Below are 20,550 nucleotides of genomic sequence, written 5' to 3' on the forward strand. Positions count from 1 at the left end.
CTATTCTTCAGCGAATTCCGCTGCGATCACAAGTCGGCGATCATCCCACTCGCGCACCGCTGCGGGAATCAACGGCACCATGAAGGTCTTCGGTCCCTTTTCGGGGACGGGATTGCGGGTGATCTCGATAATATCGGTCGCGCCATAGTTCTCGATGGCGAGCACGGAGCCGATGGCGTCACCACTATCGGTAACGACCGGCAGCCCGAGCAGGTCGGCGTGGTAGAATTCGCCCTCGCCCAAGGGAGGCAGGGCGTCGCGAGGGACGTTCAGCGCGGTGCCGCGCAAGCGTTCGGCATCGGCACGGGAGGTGCTTTCGGCAAAGCGGGCGATGGCCCCGCCCTTGCCGTCGTCGCGCACCTTGATGAGGGTCAGCGCACCATCATTGAAGCACTTGTGCCGTGAGAGCGCCGCGACGCCTTCACCGAACAGCTTCAGGCGCACCTCGCCCGTCACCCCATGCGCGCCGGCAATGGCAGCGAGGGTGACGGGCCTGGTCATGTGCGAGTTCAGCCTTCGGCCTGCTCTTCAGCAGCGGCTTCTTCAGCAGGAGCTTCTTCGGCAGCCGGCGCTTCCTCGGCGGGTGCTTCTTCCACAGCCGGGGCAGCGGCAGCGGCCTTGGCTTCTTCCTCGGCAGCGCGTGCGGCTTCTTCGGCCTCGGCGATCTTGGCGGCACGTTCTTCGGCACGCTCCTTGGCCTTCTCGCCCGGTTCGCCCTTCTTGGGGTTGTTGCGGGCCGCACGCTCCTTGATGCCGGCGGCGTCGAGGAAGCGGGCGACGCGATCGGTCGGCTGCGCGCCGACGCCCAGCCAGTAGCGGGCGCGGTCTTCGACCAGCTTCACGCGCTCCGGCGAATCCTTGGCGAGCAGCGGATTATAGGTCCCGATCTGCTCAAGATACTTGCCATCGCGGGGCGAACGGCTGTTGGCGACGACGATGCGGTAATAAGGACGCTTCTTGGCACCGCCGCGCGAGAGCCGGATGGAGATCGACATGTGAGTTACCTTTCGATTGAATTTGAACTGCTGAACTTAAAGAACTGACTTGAAATTATTTCTTGCGCGGCGGCCCGCCAAGACCGGGCAGACCGCCCATCGGGCCACCGGGACCGCCAAGGCCGGGGAGACCACCACCGCCGCCGCCCATACCGGGCATCCCGCCCATCGGACCGCCCCCGCCGCCGAACATCGCAGCAAGGCCCTTCAGCCCGCCCATCTTCTTGATCTGCTTCATCGCGCGGGCCATTTCCTGGTGCATCTTCAGCACCTTGTTGACCGTCTGCACATCGGTCCCGCTGCCTGCGGCCACACGCTTCTTGCGCTTGGCGTTCATCAGATCGGGATTCGCGCGCTCCTTTGGGGTCATGGAGGAGATGATCGCCTCCATATGGACGAGCACCTTGTCGTCCATGCCCGAATTGGCCATCGCGGCCTTGGCCTTTTTCATGCCGGGCATCATGCCAGCGAGCATGCCCAGCCCGCCCATATTGCGCATCTGCTTCAGCTGCATGGCCAGATCGTCGAGGTCGAACTTGCCCTTCTCAAGGTTGCGCGCCATCTTTTCGGCGTCGGCTTCCTTGATCGTGGCAGCCGCCTTTTCGACGAGGCTGACGACGTCGCCCATGCCGAGGATACGATCGGCGACGGAGCCAGGGCGGAAGGGTTCGATCGCGTCGAGCTTTTCGCCGGTCCCGGCGAACTTGATCGGCTTGCCCGTCACAGCACGCATCGAGAGTGCCGCACCGCCGCGTGCATCGCCGTCCATGCGAGTCAGCACCACGCCGGTCAGAGGCACTTCACCACTGAACGACTGGGCGACATTGACCGCGTCCTGACCGGTGAGCGAATCGACCACCAGCAGCACTTCATTGGGGGCCGAGACGCTGGCGACGGCCTTCATTTCGGCCATCAACGCATCATCGACATGCAGGCGGCCCGCCGTATCGAGCAGCAGCACGTCGAAGTTCTGCAAGCGCGCCGCTTCCATCGCCCGGCGCGCGATATCGACCGGCTGCTGGCCCGCCACGATCGGCAGGGTCGCGACATCGACCTGCCCGCCCAGCACGGCCAGCTGTTCCTGCGCAGCCGGACGGTTGACGTCGAGCGAGGCCATCAAGGCCTTCTTCCCGTGGCGTTCGCGGATCAGCTTGGCAAGCTTGGCGGTGGTGGTGGTTTTCCCTGAGCCCTGAAGGCCCACCATCATGATCACGACCGGGGGCTTGGCGTCCAGCTTGAGGCCCTCGACCTCCATCCCGCCCAGCGTCTCGACCAGTTCGTCATGGACGATCTTGATGACCATCTGCCCCGGCGTGACCGACTTCAGGACATCCTGACCGACAGCCTTTTCGGTGACGGCATCGATGAAGCGCCGGGCGACGGGGAGCGCCACGTCGGCTTCGAGGAGAGCGATGCGCACTTCGCGCATGGCGTCGCGCACGTCCTGCTCGCGCAGCGCGCCGCGGCCCTTGAGCTTGTCGAATACGCCGCCAAGCCGGTCGGACAGGGTATCGAACATCGCCTGCTTCTCCTGCCGGACACCGAGGCACCCGGAAAATGCGAAAAACGCCGGCGGACGAAACCTCGTCGGCCAGCGTTGCGATAATGCGCCCCTAAGGGGGAACGACATAATCGTCTTTGATCAGTGGTGACTGGTGGAGCCTAGCGGGATCGAACCGCTGACCTCAACACTGCCAGTGTTGCGCTCTCCCAGCTGAGCTAAGGCCCCGAGCCAGTCATCATGCGAAGCAGAGCATTGCACCCTGCCTGCGGGAGGCGGCCATTAGTGGGGCCGCCCCCGGCTTGCAAGCGAAAAATCAGGATTCGTCGTCGTCGTCGTCGCCCGAAGTGGCAACGCCAAGATCGTCGTCACCGCCGAGGTCGACATCATTGTCGGGCGAATCGCCGTCTTCGTCGATGTCCTCGATGTCTTCCAGATCATCGATATCGTCATCGCCGCCCAGATCGGCATCGGCTTCGACGTCCTTCTTCTTCTCGGCTTCCTCGAAGGGAATCGGCTGCTTGGACTTGAGCACCGGTTCAGGCGTCCACGTCTCACCGCATTCGATGCAGGTAACCGGATCTTCCTTGCCGAGATCGTAGAAACGCTCGCCGCATTTCGGGCAGGTACGCTTGGTACCCCATTCGGGCTTGGCCATTGTAGTTCCTCAAATCGGGCCGACCCTTCAGCAAGGGCGGGCCGGGCAGCTTTAAAAATCGTGGGTGGCTTTTTCGAAAAATTTGGCTCCCGGCAAGCTCTTTATCAAGAGCCAGGCGGGCAAACGCGGCGCGCCTTGCCAGAACCGCGGGGCGCTGTCAAAGACCGCGGCCTTATGACCAGCCACCGCTTCTCGCGCACCAACCCGCTCAAGGGCGCAATCCGCGTTCCGGGCGACAAGTCGATCAGCCACCGTTCGCTGATGTTCGCAGGCCTTGCCGTAGGGCGGAGCCGGATCACCGGACTGCTCGAAGGCGAGGACGTGCTGGCGACGGCGGCAGCCATGCGCGCCTTCGGAGCGCAGATTGCGCGCGGGGACGATGGGGCATGGACGGTCGACGGTGTGGGCGTGGGAACTCTGCTGGAGCCAAGGCAGGCGCTCGACATGGGCAATTCTGGCACCTCAACCCGCCTGCTGATGGGTCTGGTCGCCAGTCATGCGATCACCGCCACCTTTATCGGTGACGCCAGCCTTTCAGGTCGCCCGATGAAGCGCGTGATCGATCCACTAAGCCAGATGGGCGCCAGCATCGAAGCCTCGGCAGGCGGGACCCTTCCCCTGATGCTGCGCGGTGCATCGCCCGCAGTACCAATCACTTACCGCCTGCCAGTTGCGAGCGCGCAGGTCAAAAGCGCGGTGCTGCTCGCCGGGCTCAACACCCCCGGCATCACCCGCGTGATCGAGCCTGTCGCCACCCGCGATCATACCGAGCGGATGCTTACCGGCTTCGGCGCGAAGCTCGACGTGGGCGAGGAGAATGGCGAAACGGTGATCGCCATCCACGGCGAGGCTGATCTCAAGCCCTGCGACGTGGTCGTGCCGGGCGATCCTTCCTCAGCCGCCTTCTTCATGGTCGCGGCCAGCATCGTGCCGGGGAGCGATCTTACGATCATGAATGTCGGCCTCAACCCGACCCGCGCGGGGCTGGTCGAAGTGCTGCGCCAGATGGGTGCGGATATCACGGAAGAGAACCGCCGCGAGGTCGGCGGCGAGCCGGTGGCTGATTTGCGCGTGCGCCATGCCCCACTTTCGGGGGTGGATGTCGATCCGGCAATCGCACCTGCGATGATCGATGAGTTTCCGGTGCTGTTCGTCGCGGCAGCCCTCGCCAATGGTACCACCCGCACCTCGGGGCTTGAGGAGCTACGCGTCAAGGAAAGCGACCGGCTCGCCGCCATGGCCGCCGCTCTCCAGCTTGCCGGTGCGCGGGTGGAGGAGCACGAGGATGGTCTTACGATCCATGGAAGCCGCGGCGAACCGCTCCCCGGCACGCCCGAAGGTGCGAACGTGGCGACCCGGCTCGATCATCGCATCGCCATGAGCATGGCAGTGGCGGGCCTTGTCAGCCGCAATGGCGTGAGCGTCGATGACATTGCGCCGATCAACACGAGCTTCCCGACCTTCATGGGTCTGCTGGCCGAGGCGACCGCGTGAACACCCCGCTCGACTGGCCGAGCATCGTCGGACTTGTCGGCACGGCCTGCATCATCGGTGCCTACGCCTATCTGACGCTCGCCAGAGCGACCAATCCCTTCGTCCTGCACGGCACCAACCTTATAGGCGCGGCGCTGTTGACTGTCTCTCTGGTCTACCACACCAATTGGGCGAGCCTGGTGCTCGAGTTCTTCTGGGCCTCAATCGCCATTCTCGGACTGGTGCGGGCCTGGCGCAGCCGCAAGCAGGAGGCCGCATGATCATCGCCGTCGATGGCCCAACTGCCAGCGGAAAGGGTACCATTGCCAAGGCGCTCGCTGCCCATTTCGGACTGCCGCACCTCGACACCGGCCTGCTCTACCGGGCGGTCGGACGGCAGGTGCAGCTGAATGGTGGAGATCCCGAAAGTTCGGTCGATGCGCTGGCGGCCTGCGACTTTCCCGCAGCCTTGCTCGAAGACGAGAATCTTCGTTCCGAGGAAGTCGGCGGCTTCGCGAGCCGGGTTTCGGTGCATCCGGCGGTGCGCCGCGCGCTTTACGAACGCCAGCGCGCTTTTGCGACGCAAGCAGGCGGCGCGGTGCTCGACGGGCGCGATATCGGCACGGTCATCGCGCCTGAAGCCGAAGTGAAGCTGTTCGTCACCGCCAGTGTTGCCGAACGCGCCCGCCGCCGCTGGCTGGAGATGACCGGGCGCGGGATCGACGTTGCCCTCGCGGAAATCGAACGCGACATCGCCGCCCGCGACGCCCGCGACATGGGCCGCAAGGACGCACCACTGATCGCCGCGCCCGACGCTCTGGTGCTCGACACCACCTGCTTTAGCCGCGACGGCGCGATCGAAGCCGCGATCGAAGCCGTGCTGGCGCGGGTCGGGTAGACCCGGTTTTCCTTGCTTTTCGCGCATCCCTCCCCTAGGGGCCGCCGCGTTCTCACCGATCATCCGTGATTGATGGAACCTGCGCGTTCGGCATGGGGCCGCGCGCGGAAGTCTGCCTCTTGCCCCGCCAGCCCCGGCAATGGTGCCTGGGAAGCGGAGAAAGACCCCGGAAAAACCGGTGGCCGGTAGCACAACGAAACAGGACTGGTTCCACTATGGCAAGTCAAATGCCCACCCGCGCCGATTTCGAGGCGCTCCTCAATGAACAGCTCGGCGGCGCCGGCGAAGACGGCTTCGAAGGCCGCGTCGTCAAGGGCACCGTCACCGCGATCGAAAACGGCTATGCCGTGATCGACGTCGGCCTCAAGAGCGAAGGCCGCATCCCCCTCAAGGAATTCTCGCGTGGCGAGGACGACCACGGGTTGACCGTCGGCGGCGAAGTCGAAGTCTTCGTTGACCGCGTCGAGAACGCCGATGGCGAAGCCATGCTCTCGCGTGACCGCGCCCGCCGCGAAGCCGCGTGGGACAAGCTGGAAAGCGAGTTCGGCGAAGGCAAGCGCGTCGAAGGCCGCATCTTCGGCCGCGTCAAGGGCGGCTTCACTGTCGACCTCGATGGCGCCGTGGCGTTCCTCCCCGGCTCGCAGGTCGACATCCGCCCGGTGCGCGACGTCACCCCGCTGATGGACGTGCCGCAGCCCTTCCAGATCCTCAAGATGGACCGTCGCCGCGGCAATATCGTCGTCTCGCGCCGTGCCGTCCTCGAAGAAACCCGCGCCGAACAGCGCAGCGAGCTCATCAATGACCTGGTCGAAGGCCAGATCATCGACGGCGTGGTCAAGAACATCACCGATTACGGTGCCTTCGTCGATCTCGGCGGCATCGACGGCCTGCTGCATGTCACCGACATGAGCTACAAGCGCGTCAACCACCCGAGCGAAGTGATCGCCATCGGCGATACCGTGACCGTGCAGATCGTGCGCATCAACGCCGAAACGCAGCGCATCAGCCTCGGCATGAAGCAGCTCGAAAGCGATCCGTGGGATGGCGTCGCCGCCAAGTACCCGGTCGGCATGAAGCTGTCGGGTCAGGTCACCAACATCACCGAATACGGCGCCTTCGTCGAACTGGAGCCGGGCATCGAAGGCCTCGTCCACGTTTCGGAAATGAGCTGGACCAAAAAGAACGTTCACCCGGGCAAGATCGTCTCGACCTCGCAGGAAGTCGAAGTGATGGTGCTCGAAGTCGACAGCGACAAGCGCCGCATCAGCCTCGGCCTCAAGCAGGCCCAGCGCAATCCGTGGGACGAGTTCGCCGAAAAGCACCCGGTCGGATCGCAGGTCGAAGGCGAAGTCAAGAACGCGACCGAATTCGGCCTGTTCATCGGCCTCGATGGCGACGTCGACGGCATGGTGCACATGTCGGACATTGCCTGGGGCATCTCGGGCGAGGACGCGCTGGCGCTCCACCGCAAGGGCGAGATGGTCAAGGCCGTGGTGCTCGATGTGGATGTCGAGAAGGAGCGCATCAGCCTCGGCATGAAGCAGCTTGAAAAGGGTGCGCCTTCGGCAGAAGCAGCGACCAGCGGTTCGAGCCTGCGCAAGAACCAGACCGTTACTGTCACCGTGCTCGAAGTGCGCGACGGTGGGCTGGAAGTGCAGGTTGGCGAAGACGGCGCGACCGGCTTCATCAAGCGCAGCGACCTTGGCCGCGACCGCGACGAACAGCGCCCCGACCGCTTCCAGGTCGGCAGCAAGGTCGATGCGATGGTGATCGGCTTCGACCGTTCGAAGAAGCCCAACTTCTCGATCAAGGCGCGTCAGATCGCCGAAGAAAAGGAAGCCGTGGCACAGTTCGGTTCGTCGGATTCGGGCGCTTCGCTCGGCGACATCCTCGGCGCTGCCCTCAAGAAGGGCGCTGAGTAATTTGAGTGCGCCCGCCCCTCAAGGCGGGCGTCCTCGGTGAGTCCTTGTTGCCCTACCGCTCCGCTACTTGAGGGCGGAAGGGGAGCAATCAATCTACCGTAAGCTGGTAAAGGCCCGTCTGCTCTAACTGAGCAGGCGGGCCTTTTCCTTTGGCGGCGGCGGCTGTAGGGTGCCGGGCATGATCCATGTTCACCAGTTCCCCTGCCTCAGCGACAACTACGGCTATCTCGTCCACGACACCGACAGCCATGAAACTGCCGCGATCGACACCCCCGACGGCACCGAATACCTGCGCCAGGCCGAGCTAAAAGGCTGGCGCATCACTCAGATCTGGAACACCCACTGGCACCCTGATCACGCGGGCGGCAATGAAGCCATCAAGGCTGCGACCGGCTGCACGATCACAGGCCCGGCGGAAGTCGAAGGCAGGTTCCCGATCGACCGGATCGTTGGCCATGGCGACACGGTGATGCTTGGCGAGACGCAAGCCGCGGTGCTCGACGTTTCGGGCCACACCAATGGCCATATCGCCTTCCACCTCGCCAGCGCCGGGGTCGCCTTCGTCGGCGATTCGGTGTTCGCGCTGGGCTGCGGGCGGATGTTCGAGGGTGAGCCGAAGCAGTTCTGGACGAGCCTCAGCCGCATCAAGGCTCTGCCGCCCCAGACGCTGCTTTACTGCGCGCACGAATACACCGCATCGAACGCGAAGTTCGCGCTCCATGCCGATCCTGACAATGCCGCCTTGCAGGCCTATGCTGACGAAATCGCCGCCAAGCGCGCTCGGAACGAATGGACGGTGCCGACCACGCTCGAACGCGAGCTTGCCACCAACCCGTTCCTGCGCGCCGACGATCCGGCGATTATGACGAAATGGGGCGGCGCCGTGCCGCATGAGACCTTCGCAGCGCTTCGGGCGGCCAAGGACAATTTCTAGAGCGATGCAGGCCCTCCGGGTCGAACGTCTGTCGGACGATCTGTCCGGGATGATATTGGCTGACCTGCCGCCGCCTGTTCGGGCGCCCGGCGAGGTGCTGGTGCAGATGGGCGCGGCTTCGCTCAACTTCCCTGACCTGCTGATGACGCAGGGGGGCTACCAGTTCAAACCCGAACTGCCCTTCACAAGCGGTCTCGAATTCGCGGGCGAGGTTCTGGAGGCCGATCCTGAAAGCGGCTTTGCACCCGGCGACCGGGTGATGGGCGGCAACAAGACCGGGGCCTTTGCCGAACTAGCAAGCGTTCCGGCAGGCAAACTTGCTCCGATGCCCAAGGGCATGGATTTCCCGCAGGCGGCGGCCATGGGCGCGGCCTATTCGACTGCTTACACCGGACTGGTCGAACTCGGCGGATTGCAGGCTGGCCAATGGGTACTAGTCCACGGCGCGAGCGGCGGCGTTGGTCTTGCTGCTTGCGATCTGGCGCGGGCGCTAGGCGCGCGGGTGATCGCCACCACCGGCAGCGCCGACAAGGCCGAGCGCATCGCTGCCCTCGCCCAGCCCGACGCAGTGATCCTCGCCGAAGGCCGCTTCCGCGAACAGGTCGCTGACGTGACCGGCGGCGCTCTGTGCGACATCGTCTTTGATCCCGTCGGCGGAGACGTGTTCGACGAATCGACCCGCTGCGTCGCCTTCGGCGGCAAGCTGGTGGTGGTGGGCTTCACGAGCGGAAGGATTGCAGACATCTCCACCAACATCCCGCTGATCAAGGGCTTCAGCATCGTCGGCCTGCGCGCCGGCGAATACGCCCGCCGCTTTCCCGAGCGGGGCCGTGCCATCAGCGCCGCGATCAACGCTCTGGCCGAAGAAAGCCGCATCACTCCCGCGATCGACCGCACTCTGCCCCTCTCCCGCTGGCGCGAGGGTTCGAGGCGATGGCGCAGCGCCAGCTGGTGGGTAAAGTGGTGTTCGTGCCGGGCGGCTAGGCGCGCCTCTTCAATAGAGGTATTTGTCCTCGCGCACAGTGAAGATCAGATTGTAGCCATTGCCGGGCGTCTTGATCAGCTTGGTCTTCTTCTCGCCTTCGCGCCAGATCAGGGCCACGCCCGGCGAAGTCGTATCCAGCACCCCGCCACCGCCATAGCCGATGACGCTGCCGAAGGTGACCTGATCCGTTTCGGGCTCGCCCAGATCAGCGCGAAACTGGCGAAGCAGGCGCGCGTGGCAATCGGCATCGCCGTCCTGCGCGGCAAAGATGATGGTGACCAACGCCTTCTTCTCGGTGCGATAACCAATCGGAGCCTCGCAGCCGGGCAGCACCTCGACCCGCTTCTTCTCAAGCGAGGCCTTGAACGCCTTGACGTCCGCCGATGTGCTCTCGGTCGTGAATTGGCCCCACAGCGCAATGGGCGCGTGCGTTCCGTCGGTCTTGGCAGCGAGCAATGCCGAAATGCCGAGGGCCGGCATGATCAACCACAGGGCGGAAGGATTTCGCATGATTGTCTCCCGTTCTGCCAACGCATAAACTGCGACGGACAAAAGAAAAAGGGCGGCCTCGCTGGACCGCCCCCCTCTCCGTAACCGGAAAAATGCGTGGCTCAGAGCGAGGAGATGACCTCGTCGGCGAGCTTCTTGTCGGCCTTCTTGTCATGGGCCTTGACGATCAGCACCTTGGAGGCAGCGGCTGCGGCGGTGACTGCCTTGGCCTTGACTTCGGCCACGGCAGCACGCTCGGCAGCAGCAATCTTGTCTTCGGCCATGCGCTGGCGGCGGGCGACCATCACTTCGCTGTCCGCCTCGGCCTTGGCCAGGATCGCATCGGCTTCCTCTCGGGCACCGGCGAGCATCGCTTCGGCGTCCTTTTCGGCACCGGCAATCTTGGCCGCATACTCAGCGCGCAAGGCTTCGGCTTCCGCGCGCAGGGCCTTGGCCTCGTCCAGCGCCCGGCGGATCTCGGCGATCTTGGCGTCGAGCCCACCGGTGATGATGCCGGGAACCTTCTTCCAGATGAACACCGCGATCAGCACGGTCATCGCGAGCGCGACCCACTGATAGGAATCCATGCCCAGGACACCCGGTTCGGCGTGGCCATCAGCCCCGCTGGCGAGCAGCAGCAGAATATCAGCCATGCGCCATCACCTCCTTGACTGCGGCTTCTGCCGCAGCGAGTTCGACTTCGGCCCCGGCGACACGGGCGACGATGTCACGCGCTGCGTCAGCAGCCACGCCCTCGACTTCAGCCATCGCACTGGCGCGGGCAGCTTCAATCGCGGTTTCGGCTTCCGCAAGCCGAGCATCAAGCCGGCCCTGCGCATCGGCCAGCTTGGCCGCACTGGCCGCTGCCGCCTTCGCCTTGGCTTCGCCGATGAGCGCCTGAGCCGCAGCCCGGTTTGCATTTTCACGGGTGCGCCAAGCTGCTTCTTCGCTATCGGCCGCGTCACGGGCAGCCTGAGCCGCGGCAAGGTCGCCCGCGATCTGCTGGTCTCGCAGGTCCACAGTCCCCATGATCTTGGGAACCATCCCGAGACCAACGACGAAGAACGTGAGACCGAAGAACACGAGCAGCCAGAACACCTGGCTCGACAGCGTATCGGCGATTTGATCGATCTGAGGCATTGTTGACCTTTAGCCGGAAAGCGCCTGTGGAACGGCCATCCGGGCGCTTGGGGCAAACCCAGCAAGCACCCGAAGGGCCGTATGCCGTCTTAGCGGAAGATCAGCAGAACGGCGATCACGAAGGCGAGCAGGCCGAGCAGTTCGGCAGCCGCAAAGCCGATGAACAGGCGGCCCTGCTGGCCGTCGGCAGCACCCGGATTGCGCAGCGCGCCTTCGAGGAACGAGGCGAACACGTTACCCACGCCGAGCGCGGCGAGACCGGCACCGATCGCCGCGAGACCGGCACCGAGAAGAGCTGCAGCAGTAGCGTCCATGATACTAAACTCCTTGATAAAAATCTGTGTGTTGATGAGGGGTGTTAAGAGAGCCTCACAGCCCTCAGTGAAGGTTTTCCGCGTCGTTGATGTAGAGCGAGGTCAGCAGCGCGAAGACATAGGCCTGAATGCCTGCGACAAGAATTTCGAGCGCGCTGATTGCGACCATCAGGATGAAGCTCGGAATACCGACCATCACGCCGGTACCAATGCCGCCGCTACCGCCCGCGATCACGAAGCTCGCCAGCACCTTCAGCAACACGTGGCCGGCCATCATCGCGACGAAGAGACGCAGCGCGAGGCTGAAGGGACGCACCATGAAGGAAACAAGCTCGATCAGGCTGATAGGCAGCGCCAGAAATGCCGGCGTCCCCGAGGGCCAGAACAGCGAGAAAAAGTGCAGACCATGCTTCCAGAAACCGACGATCAGGACGATCGAGAAGCTGATGATCGCCAGCACCCCGGTGACGGTGAAGTGGCTGGTAAAGGTGAAGGCATGCACCCCGGGGATCAGACCGACCGGCACAAGGCCGAGCAGGTTCCCGAACAGGATGAACATGAAAAGCGTAAAGATGTAAGGCACATACTTGCGCCCGGCCTTGCCGACATTGGCTTCGAGCAGATCGTCGATGAAGCCGGTCATGCTCTCGACCGCCATCTGCCAGCGCCCCGGCACCAGTTCGCGCTTCATACCGCCTGCGACGAACACCCAGACGAGGATGGCGGTCAGAGCCATCCACAGCGCGGAATTGGTGAACGCGATGTTGATCCCGTCAGCCAGTTGCCAATCGGACCCCAGCAGGGGTTCGATGGTGAACTGCTTCATCGGATCGACCTTGCCTTCTTCGGCTGCCACGATCGAAAGATCCCCAAATGTTTCACATGAAACACGCCCCAAGAGGGGACCTGAAGGTGGGCAAGCAGGGGTCTAACCCTCGCTATCCCGGCCCTGGGCCTCATCTGCGGGGCGCGAATTCGCGCTGAGAATAATGCTTCTGAAGGCTGATGCCGTTCCAAGGAACAGCCCCGCCAACAGACCCCAGGGCTGGATCCCGAGCAATGCGTCCACCGCAAAGCCGATCACCAGGCCGCCGATGATCCCTCCCAGAAGGTTGGCCAGAGCGCGGTTGCCGCTGCGGTAATTCGCATCGACACCCTTCACCTGCGGCCGGTTGCGCTGTTCTTCACGCTCGCGTGCGGCCTTGAGCCGCGCTTCGAGCGCGTCAATCCGCGCATCCTCGTGAATGGGTTCTCGGGCGGGTTTCTCATCATTCATGCCATGATCCCCAAAAAGGTTGTTCAAGGCACGCGCGACGAGGTGCCCGCCGAGGGCGCCGCCCCCTTAGAAGGGGGGCACATATGTGTCAACATGGCCAAAGGCACAGATTGTGCAGGTGCGAACTTGTTTTTCGCAGCCGCATCCGCAGCTGCGTCCTCGGCGAGCTTCAGGCCCTGTGGGCCTGATCGCCTGCGGGCGGGCGGCCGCCCTTGCGGTCGCTGCGCGCCCGGAACCGGCATCTTCATCGGGTCTTGCGATGGTCCGGCCCGCCAACGGACGGGCCGCCAGGCCGGGGTCGAAGGCGCAGACGTGCGAAGCACACCTGCAAGGCCGCCCGCAAGTGCGCGAGCCAGAAAGGCTCGAAACGCACCAAGACTATGCCCGCGCAGGCGGGCGCACAAACCTCAGGGACAGCGCGGATCGCGAATCGGAGCATCACCGGTGCGGGTTTTCCAGGTGCCGTCGGGCGCCATGTATTTCTCGCCTGCCACGGTAGCGGCAATCGCGATGCAGCCGGAGGTGAAGGCGTATTCCTCAGGCGTTGCCTTCTTTTCTACCGCCTTTTGCGAATAGACCGCCTTGCGCTTGATATTGATGTCATTGACCAGCCGCTGGAGCGCTGGATCGGCATCGCCGACAATGCCGAGGTAACCATCCGGCTTCTCGCCGACCTTGCCCGCTGCACGCGCGGCCGCATAGGCAGGGTCACGCTGCGCCAGCGCCGGAGCGGCGACAAGCGCTGACAAGGCTAGCCCGGCACCTGCGGCGATAAGCAAACTGCGCATCATTCTTCCTCCCATCCGACCCGATGCCAGCCTCACCTCTTCAGAAGATATCGGCATTTTCATCGATCGTGTTCTTCGCGTCCTCCGCCAGACGCAGGATCACCTCCTGCTGGATCGTGATGTTGAGCTCGATCACGATCGGCTTGTCGGGGGCGGCGATGTTGATGCATCCCCCAAGACCTGCCGAAAGGATCAAGCCTGCCGCCATCACGGCCCGGCGCCTGTTCCTGACGTACCGCTCCATGGCTGCTGCCCTTGTCCCGATCATTACCGGGGATGTGGCAGCGCGCCGCAGCGCGGTCAATTCGTGGTCTGTCATGGCTGACTTTCGCTTTCAGGAGGTTGAACGGAATTGCGAGGCACGAGGCGGCCGTTCTCGACCCGGAACCGGTCTTCGAAACTGCCGAGATAGTTCACATCCCAGAACGAACGCACCATCGTGGCGAGTTCGTGGAAGTTTTCCGAACGGACATTGATCTTGAACCGGATCGGCAGCTTCGCAAGGCGGCGGGTGATGAAGTTCTGGCTCGTGCCCTGGCCCTGCCGCACCCCGTCGAAATCGAAATTGGTGATGATCTCGCCTGCAAGGTCGCCGTTGAGGCCGACGCTCATCTGCCGGTAATCCAGCGAACGCAGCGCCTGAAAGGCGTAATTGCCCATCGCACCCAGATCCTCGTAGGTCAGCTCGCCGATATAGGCGACATTGCCTCCCGGCGCGCGGGCGATCAGCACCCCGCCTTCGATCCGGCCATTGCCATTGGCGTCGAACACGACCGGCACGGTGCCGTCGAAGGTGCCGGACGCGCCCAGATTGGTGAGTTCCATCTGCGCCACGAAAGTCGCAGCATCCAGCCCGGTGATCTCGAACACATACCGCCGTTCCTCAGGCTGGCTGAAGTCCATTACCAGCGGCCGCATCCTCAGATCGCCGCCCATGAACGGGAAATGGGCATCCCGCAAAGACAGCAGGGTGCCTTCGCGGACATCGAAGCGCACCATGCCGTCCAGCACCTCGATCCCCGGATTGATCGCGGCAATGCGCAAGACCTGATCCGGCGCTGTCGTGAGATTGACGAGATCGGAGAAGGCGACCTTGCCGGACAGGCCGCGCACCGGGCCGAAGGCGGCCGCAAAATCAAGGCCGTCGCTGGCGAAGGAACCGGAACTGGTGATGCTCTCGCCGCTCCAGTCGATCCGCCCTTCGCCGGTCAGTGTGCCGTCGGCAAAGGCGATCACGCCCTTGGCAAGCATCGAGAGGTCTTCGGGCTGAAGGTCCCTGTCAAACCTGATCCCCGGCACCTTGAGCCGCGCGCCCCCTTGCGCGCGATCGAGATCGTGGGTGATCGTGACATCGGCGATCCGGGCGCCAGCGCGCGGCTGACGCAGGCTCGCCTCGGCGGTGATGCGGTTGTCGGCCAGCGTGAGGGAGGCGCCCTGTGCCTCCAGAGGGTTGAAGCGTGCCTCACCCGTTTCCGGCCGGTCCGACAGGAGGAAGCTGGCCTCCTCCACCTGCAATGTGCCATCGGCAAACCGCCAGCGCCCCGTCATCGCGTCAAGATCAAACGGCACCGCGCCCAGCCGCGCGCTGGCGCCGTCGAACCGACCCTGCACTTCGCCATCAAGGCTGCCGGTGAGGCTGGCGGCGGCAAGGCGCATTTCGTTCGCACCACTGCCGATCCGCGCATCGAGACCATCCAGCGCGAATGGCTGGGGATAGCGCAGCCGAACGGCGCTGGCGGCCAGCGTTGCGGGGCCATCGGCCATCCGTCCGGCAAGGCTGATCGGGCCGCTGCGCGCCGCCAGTGTCAGCGTTTCGCCATAAGCGAGCATCGGCCCCGGCCCATCAGGACACAGGGTGAGGCTCTGGCGCGCAAATGAGAGCCCGGACAATTCAAGCCCGGCAAAGCGAAGCGGCAGGCAGCGCGTTCCGAGGGCGAGACCACGCGCAGGCGTCCAGCTTCCGTCAATCGGGACGACGAGATCGCGCATCGTTCCTCCCGGCAGGTCGCCGCTCGCCCCCAGCAAACCGTCAAAGGCAAGGCTGCCATCCGCGCCCGCTCGCAATGTCAGCCGCGGGATCGCGAGCCGGTTTGCCCCATGGGCATACTCAGCCATCACCAGCCGCAGCGCCCAGCCGTCACCCCGTTGCTGTTCCATCCGGCCATTGATGTTCGGCAGACCTTCGCCGCCTGCAAGGATATTGCCCTTGAGGCCGGTGAGCCCCTCCCGGCCGATCCCGGCGCTGGCCTGCGATATCGCCAGAACCGGAGTGCCGCGGCGGCTGGTCAGGGCGGCTTGGGGCAGAATGAAGGCGATATTGTCGTCCTTGTGCCGGATCATGGCCTTCGCGCCGAAACGCGCCCCGCCGAGCGCGCGGCCCGTGGCGGTGCGCGCTTTGGCGATGAGCGGGGACAGCATGGTGCCGCGCGTCCCCTCCGCAGCAGCAGCAAGCGCGGCATCAATCTGCTGCCCCGGTTGCAAGCCCGTGCCGGCGAGTTCGCCCTCCCACTGACCCTGCGTCAGTCCAGGCGCGCCGCGCCACGCGCCCTCGGCCGACAGGCGCGCAAGGCGGCCCTGCGGCATTGCCGCGTCCATCACTGCGATGTCATGGGCAACCGCCAGACGATCCCTGGTCCAGCTGACGTCTGCCGTCCCCGAAAGGCTGGCGCCACTTGCCGCGGCAAACGCCGCGCCGCGCCCCTCGATACGCAGATCGCCCTCGGCAGAGGAGAAATCGCGCGAGAGGCTGAGAACCGTTCCGATATCAGCCCGTGCGAGCCGCGCCCCGCCGCAATCCAGCCCGCCCAGCCGCATCGGCCCTGCAAGCCGAGGCGCACCGGCCTTGGTGACAAGCTTGCCGAACAAGGTTGCCTTCTCGGCCCGGCAGCTCTGCGTGCCGATCCCCGGCGCGACCGCCGCCAGCGATCCGGCGAACCCGTCATCGAGCCTGCCCCTCCCCTCAAGCTTGATTCCGACCGGGCCGTAATCGCTTTCCAGCAAGGCGCGGCCATCGCGGATCGTCATGTCGATTGCAGGCAGGCTGGGGGGCGCGTCGCTTCCGGTGAACACCAGCGGGTCGAGCGAACCGAGGCTGAAGCTGCCATCGCGAAAGCGCGCATGAACCCGCGCGCCTTCGATCACCACGCCGCGCACCTCCGGCCCCGACCAGCCCACACCCAGCGAAACCGCGAGGCGTTGTGCGGTGAAATCGGGCTTTGCCGGATCGCCCACCACCAGATTTGCAATCACCTGCTCGCGCGGGGAGAGGGAAATGATGTCGTAGGTCGCCGCGATGCCGCGCGCGGCGAGATAATCGTCGATGGCATCTGTCGCGATGCGTTCGCGGTCGATCCATGCCGCGCTGCCGCCGACCAGCAGGCACAGCGCAAGGCCTGCCGCGATTCGCCCGCGCCAACGCTTCCGCTTGCGGCCGTCTTGCGGCCCGTCGATATGCTCATCGTCTGCCATCGGCATCGTCCCCGACCCTTGCGCGCATCATCGCGCAAAGGCAATGAGGCATAAGGAACAACGCTTTCCCGGAGGTCGCATTGCCGGAAGCTGAAGAGAGTTTCCCGTTTCTCGACAACGCCGTGCCCGATTGGGATGCGGGCAAGGCGGCTGGCGACGGGCATCGTGCGCGCCTGCGTGCGCGGTTGCTGACGGGCGGTGCAGAGGCGCTCGCGGATTACGAGGTGCTTGAATATCTGCTGTTCGCCGCGATCCCGCGGGGCAATACCAAGCCGATGGCCAAGGCCCTGCTGGCTCAGTTCGGCAGCCTTGCAGGCGTGATGAACGCCGATCCCAAGGCGCTCCAGCGGGTCAAGGGCGTGGGCGAGAACTCGGCGGCTGCGCTCAAGGCTGTGGCAACCGCAGCCCGGCGCATGGCGCGCGGAGAGATCATGGGCAAGCCAGTGCTCGGTTCATGGCAGGCACTGATCGATTACCTTACCACCGACATGGCGCACCTGACCGTCGAGCGTGTCCGGGTGCTCTATCTCGACACCAAGAACCGCCTGATCGAGGATCATCACGTGGGCGACGGTTCGATCGACGAAGCCGCGATCCACCCGCGCGAAGTGATCCGCCGGGCGATGGATGTGGGCGCCTCTGCCATGATCCTCGTCCATAATCACCCCTCGGGCAGCCCCGAGCCGAGCCGCGCCGACATCCAGATCACCCAGCGCATCGCCGAGGCCGGACGGCACATGGGCGTCACCGTCCACGATCACGTCATCATCGGGCGCGAGGGACATACAAGCCTCAGGGCCAAGGGTCTTATCTAGCGCTCTTGCCATCCGCGCCCCGCCCGCCTAGCCCGCGCGGCGAGAATCCAGCCCCAAATGGAGCCGCCCGATGGTCCCCCGCTATGCCCGCCCTGCCATGACCGCCCTGTGGGAGCCGGAGGCGAAATATCGCATCTGGTTCGAGATCGAAGCGCACGCCACCCAGAAACTCGCCGATCTCGGCGTTGTGCCGCAATCCGCCGCCAAGGCGCTGTGGGACTGGTGGGCGACCAATCCGACGATCGACGTGGACGCCATCGACGCGATCGAGGCCGTAACCAAGCACGACGTCATCGCCTTCCTTGACTGGGTGGCGCAGCAGGTGGGCGAGGAAGCGCGCTTCATGCACCAGGGCATGACCAGCTCCGACGTGCTCGACACCACCCTGTCGGTACAGCTGGCGCGCGCCAGCGACATCCTGCTGGCCGATCTCGACGGGCTGCTCGCCGCAATCAAGACCCGCGCCGAGGAGCACAAATACACCCCCACCATCGGCCGCAGCCATGGCATCCATGCCGAGCCGGTCACCTTCGGGCTGAAGCTGGCGCAGGCCTATGCCGAATTCGACCGCTGCCGCGCGCGGCTGGTGGCAGCGCGGGCGGAGATCGCCACCTGCGCCATATCCGGCGCGGTCGGCACTTTTGCCAATGTCGATCCGGCGGTGGAGGAATATGTCGCCGAGCAGCTTGGCCTCGCCATCGAACCTGTCTCCACCCAGGTGATCCCGCGTGATCGCCATGCCATGTTCTTTGCCACGCTGGGCGTGATCGCCAGCTCGATCGAGCGGCTCGCGGTGGAAATCCGCCACTTGCAACGCACCGAAGTGCTGGAGGCCGAGGAATATTTCTCGCCCGGCCAGAAGGGTTCAAGCGCCATGCCGCACAAGCGCAACCCGATCCTCACCGAAAACCTCACTGGCCTCGCCCGCGTGGTGCGCTCTGCCGTCACCCCGGCGCTGGAGAACGTGGCGCTGTGGCACGAACGCGATATCTCGCATTCCTCGGTCGAGCGTTACATCGGCCCGGATGCCACCATCACGCTCGATTTCGCGCTGGCGCGGCTGACTGGCGTGGTCGAAAAGCTGCTGGTCTACCCTGCGCGCATGGAGAAGAACCTCAATCGCATGGGCGGCCTCATCCATTCGCAGCGCGTGCTGCTGGCGCTCACGCAGGCAGGGCTGACCCGCGACGATGCCTACCGGCTGGTGCAGCGCAACGCGATGAAGGTGTGGGAATCGGATGGCGCGCTGTCGCTGCTTGATCTGCTCAAGGCCGACGCCGACGTCACCGCCGCGCTCTCTGCCCAGCAGCTCGAAGAGAAGTTCGACCTCGGCTACCACTTCAAGCACGTCGACACGATCTTCGCGCGGGTGTTCGGTTGACTTCGGCGGTGCTGGACATGCCCTGCAAATCGCCTAGTTTCGCCGCGGCTGTCGGGCAATGGGAGAGGGGCCGCTCGTGAAGATCCTGCGCACAATCATCTGGGTTCTGGCAGCGGTCGGCTTCCTGATCTTCGCGATCTATAACTGGCAGCCGGTCGAGCTGAAGCTGTGGCAGAACCTGGTGCTGGAAACCAAGGTGCCGGTGGTGGTGATGCTGGCCTTCCTGCTCGGCCTTCTGCCGATGTGGGCTCTGCATCGCAGCGTAGTGTGGGGTCTCAATCGCCGGGTGCGGGCGCTGGAGACCTCACTCAAGAACACCGCGCTGGCGCGCCAAGCCGATCTCACCGCAGCCACAGGCGCAGCGCAGACGGCGGATATGTCTGTGGACAAGTCCGGGACAAGCGCGGGAGAGACAAGCACGCCGCTCGGCCCGGTGGACAGCAATACCGAAGGAGGCAGTGGCAAGTGAGCAACCCGGTCTATCTCGCGCTCGACGTGCCGCAGCTGGAACCGGCCAGAGCCTTGGTCGAGAAGGTGAAGGCGCATATCGGCGGGGTGAAGCTCGGCCTCGAATTCTTCTGCGCTCACGGCGCACACGGCGTGCATGAAATCGCCCATTGCGGTCTGCCGATCTTCCTTGACCTCAAGTTCCACGACATCCCCAATACCGTCGCCCGCGCGATGCAGGCGATCCATGTCTATGAACCGGCAATCGTGACGGTCCATGCCAGCGGCGGGCGGGCGATGATGGAGGATGCCAAGGCTGCCGCTGCCGAAGGCTGCAAGGTGGTGGCAGTCACCATGCTCACCAGCCTCGATGCGGCCGATCTGACCGCAACCGGCGTCTATGGCAGCGCCGAAACGCAGGTCATGCGCCTTGCCGAACTGGCGCATGAAGCCGGGCTCGACGGGATCGTGTGCTCGGGTCAGGAAGTCGGGATGGTGCGCAAGGCGTGGCGCGACGGGTTCTTCGTCGTCCCCGGCCTGCGCCCAGCGGGGAATGGCACCGGCGACCAGAAGCGCGTCGTCACCCCTCGTCAGGCACGCGATAACGGCGCAAGCGTGCTGGTCATCGGCCGGCCCATCGCGCGGGCGGAAGACCCGGTCGCGGCGGCGCGGGCGATCGAGGCGACGCTTTAGGCAGACCGGCCATGGCGGACGAGGCCACCCCAAACCTGCCCTCGCGCGATTTCGCAGCGACGGCGGCGTTCTACGCCAGGCTCGGGTTCGAGGAGGACTACCGCTCGAACGGGTGGATGATCCTCTCGCGCGGGGCGTGACGCTGGAATTCTTCCCCTATCCCGATCTCGACCCCTACCAGTCCTCGTTCAGCTGCTGCCTCAGGCTCGACGATCTGGGCGCGATGATGGCGCAGGTGGAAGCGAGCGGCGTGTCCGATGCGCGCCACGGCATCCCGCGCTATCACCCCGCCGCGCTTGATCCGGCCGGACTGACGATTGCCTATCTGATCGACCCGGACGGCACCCTGCTTCGCCTGATCCAAAACCTCTGA

At 64.8% G+C, this 20,550-nt stretch carries 22 protein-coding genes, 1 tRNA gene and 1 pseudogene; 11 read left to right on the plus strand and 13 right to left on the minus strand.

The genetic code is table 11. From position 1 onward, the window contains the following. From rimM to CHX26_RS12115, 5 genes are all read right to left on the minus strand, one after another. Positions 1-501 (minus strand): ribosome maturation factor RimM, encoded by a 501-nt coding sequence (gene rimM, locus CHX26_RS12095; RefSeq protein ID WP_104942583.1) that lies wholly within the window; start codon positions 499-501, stop codon positions 1-3. Between the two features lie 8 nt (positions 502-509). Continuing rightward, positions 510-995: a 30S ribosomal protein S16 gene (gene rpsP, locus CHX26_RS12100; protein WP_104942584.1), complete on the minus strand. Its 486-nt coding sequence runs from the start codon at positions 993-995 to the stop codon at positions 510-512. Between the two features lie 55 nt (positions 996-1,050). Continuing rightward, complete coding sequence (ffh, locus tag CHX26_RS12105) at positions 1,051-2,514, minus strand: signal recognition particle protein (RefSeq protein WP_104942585.1); 1,464 nt, start codon at positions 2,512-2,514, stop codon at positions 1,051-1,053. 134 nt (positions 2,515-2,648) lie between these two features. Further along, positions 2,649-2,724: transfer RNA gene (locus tag CHX26_RS12110), tRNA-Ala, on the minus strand. A gap of 88 nt (positions 2,725-2,812) precedes the next feature. Beyond that, positions 2,813-3,154: a TIGR02300 family protein gene (locus tag CHX26_RS12115; RefSeq protein WP_104942586.1), complete on the minus strand. Its 342-nt coding sequence runs from the start codon at positions 3,152-3,154 to the stop codon at positions 2,813-2,815. A 174-nt stretch (positions 3,155-3,328) separates the two neighbouring features. On the opposite strand from CHX26_RS12115, the gene aroA reads away from it, so the two are divergent. The 6 genes from aroA (at position 3,329) to CHX26_RS16235 (ending at position 9,960) form a co-directional block, all read left to right on the plus strand. After that, a complete protein-coding gene (aroA, locus tag CHX26_RS12120; protein WP_104942587.1) occupies positions 3,329-4,648 on the plus strand; it encodes a 3-phosphoshikimate 1-carboxyvinyltransferase in 1,320 nt (439 codons plus the stop codon). After that, entirely contained in the window at positions 4,645-4,908 is a 264-nt protein-coding gene (locus tag CHX26_RS12125; RefSeq protein ID WP_104942588.1) for a CBU_0592 family membrane protein, read from the plus strand. Before aroA ends, CHX26_RS12125 begins: the two co-directional genes overlap by 4 nt. Beyond that, positions 4,905-5,525, plus strand: a complete 621-nt coding sequence (locus CHX26_RS12130) for a (d)CMP kinase (RefSeq protein ID WP_104942589.1) — start codon at positions 4,905-4,907, stop codon at positions 5,523-5,525. Before CHX26_RS12125 ends, CHX26_RS12130 begins: the two co-directional genes overlap by 4 nt. Positions 5,526-5,740: 215 nt before the next feature. After that, positions 5,741-7,447 carry a 30S ribosomal protein S1 gene (gene rpsA / locus CHX26_RS12135; RefSeq protein ID WP_104942590.1) on the plus strand — a complete coding sequence of 569 codons (1,707 nt, stop codon included), beginning with the start codon at positions 5,741-5,743 and terminating at the stop codon, positions 7,445-7,447. A 178-nt stretch (positions 7,448-7,625) separates the two neighbouring features. Then, positions 7,626-8,381, plus strand: coding sequence for a hydroxyacylglutathione hydrolase (gloB, locus tag CHX26_RS12140; RefSeq protein ID WP_104942591.1), 756 nt, complete (start codon positions 7,626-7,628; stop codon positions 8,379-8,381). Between the two features lie 4 nt (positions 8,382-8,385). Beyond that, on the plus strand, positions 8,386-9,960 hold the full coding sequence (locus tag CHX26_RS16235) for an NADPH:quinone oxidoreductase family protein (protein WP_335682302.1): 1,575 nt from the start codon (positions 8,386-8,388) through the stop codon (positions 9,958-9,960). A gap of 17 nt (positions 9,961-9,977) precedes the next feature. Here CHX26_RS16235 and CHX26_RS12155 read toward each other — a convergent pair whose 3' ends face one another. From CHX26_RS12155 to CHX26_RS12190, 8 genes are all read right to left on the minus strand, one after another. Beyond that, positions 9,978-10,508 carry a F0F1 ATP synthase subunit B family protein gene (locus CHX26_RS12155; RefSeq protein ID WP_104942593.1) on the minus strand — a complete coding sequence of 177 codons (531 nt, stop codon included), beginning with the start codon at positions 10,506-10,508 and terminating at the stop codon, positions 9,978-9,980. Next, entirely contained in the window at positions 10,501-10,995 is a 495-nt protein-coding gene (locus tag CHX26_RS12160) for a F0F1 ATP synthase subunit B family protein (RefSeq protein ID WP_104942594.1), read from the minus strand. The genes CHX26_RS12155 and CHX26_RS12160 overlap by 8 nt, the downstream gene beginning before the upstream one ends. A gap of 89 nt (positions 10,996-11,084) precedes the next feature. Further along, the gene (locus tag CHX26_RS12165; protein WP_054118254.1) at positions 11,085-11,309 is read right to left on the minus strand and encodes a F0F1 ATP synthase subunit C; all 225 of its coding nucleotides are present in this window, start codon (positions 11,307-11,309) and stop codon (positions 11,085-11,087) included. Positions 11,310-11,373: 64 nt separating this feature from the next. Beyond that, entirely contained in the window at positions 11,374-12,135 is a 762-nt protein-coding gene (locus CHX26_RS12170; protein ID WP_104943417.1) for a F0F1 ATP synthase subunit A, read from the minus strand. Between the two features lie 102 nt (positions 12,136-12,237). Continuing rightward, positions 12,238-12,585, minus strand: coding sequence for an AtpZ/AtpI family protein (locus CHX26_RS12175; RefSeq protein WP_104942595.1), 348 nt, complete (start codon positions 12,583-12,585; stop codon positions 12,238-12,240). A gap of 407 nt (positions 12,586-12,992) precedes the next feature. Then, positions 12,993-13,376: a YdbL family protein gene (locus CHX26_RS12180; protein ID WP_104942596.1), complete on the minus strand. Its 384-nt coding sequence runs from the start codon at positions 13,374-13,376 to the stop codon at positions 12,993-12,995. 37 nt (positions 13,377-13,413) lie between these two features. Further along, positions 13,414-13,692, minus strand: coding sequence for a YnbE family lipoprotein (locus CHX26_RS12185; protein ID WP_233997143.1), 279 nt, complete (start codon positions 13,690-13,692; stop codon positions 13,414-13,416). Beyond that, complete coding sequence (locus tag CHX26_RS12190) at positions 13,689-16,847, minus strand: intermembrane phospholipid transport protein YdbH family protein (RefSeq protein ID WP_104942597.1); 3,159 nt, start codon at positions 16,845-16,847, stop codon at positions 13,689-13,691. Before CHX26_RS12190 ends, CHX26_RS12185 begins: the two co-directional genes overlap by 4 nt. 74 nt (positions 16,848-16,921) lie before the next feature. Here CHX26_RS12190 and radC point away from each other — a divergent pair, with 74 nt between their 5' ends. The 5 genes and pseudogenes from radC to CHX26_RS12215 all read left to right on the plus strand — a co-directional run bounded on the left by radC (position 16,922) and on the right by CHX26_RS12215 (position 20,550). Further along, positions 16,922-17,656: a RadC family protein gene (gene radC / locus CHX26_RS12195; protein ID WP_104942598.1), complete on the plus strand. Its 735-nt coding sequence runs from the start codon at positions 16,922-16,924 to the stop codon at positions 17,654-17,656. Between the two features lie 70 nt (positions 17,657-17,726). Continuing rightward, entirely contained in the window at positions 17,727-19,037 is a 1,311-nt protein-coding gene (purB, locus tag CHX26_RS12200) for an adenylosuccinate lyase (protein ID WP_104942599.1), read from the plus strand. Between the two features lie 58 nt (positions 19,038-19,095). Continuing rightward, complete coding sequence (locus tag CHX26_RS12205; protein ID WP_104942600.1) at positions 19,096-19,506, plus strand: hypothetical protein; 411 nt, start codon at positions 19,096-19,098, stop codon at positions 19,504-19,506. After that, complete coding sequence (pyrF, locus tag CHX26_RS12210) at positions 19,503-20,177, plus strand: orotidine-5'-phosphate decarboxylase (protein ID WP_104942601.1); 675 nt, start codon at positions 19,503-19,505, stop codon at positions 20,175-20,177. Before CHX26_RS12205 ends, pyrF begins: the two co-directional genes overlap by 4 nt. Positions 20,178-20,188: 11 nt before the next feature. Then, positions 20,189-20,550: pseudogene (locus CHX26_RS12215) on the plus strand (bleomycin resistance protein).

The sequence above is a fragment of the Porphyrobacter sp. HT-58-2 genome (assembly GCF_002952215.1).
Classification (GTDB): Bacteria; Pseudomonadota; Alphaproteobacteria; order Sphingomonadales; family Sphingomonadaceae; genus Erythrobacter.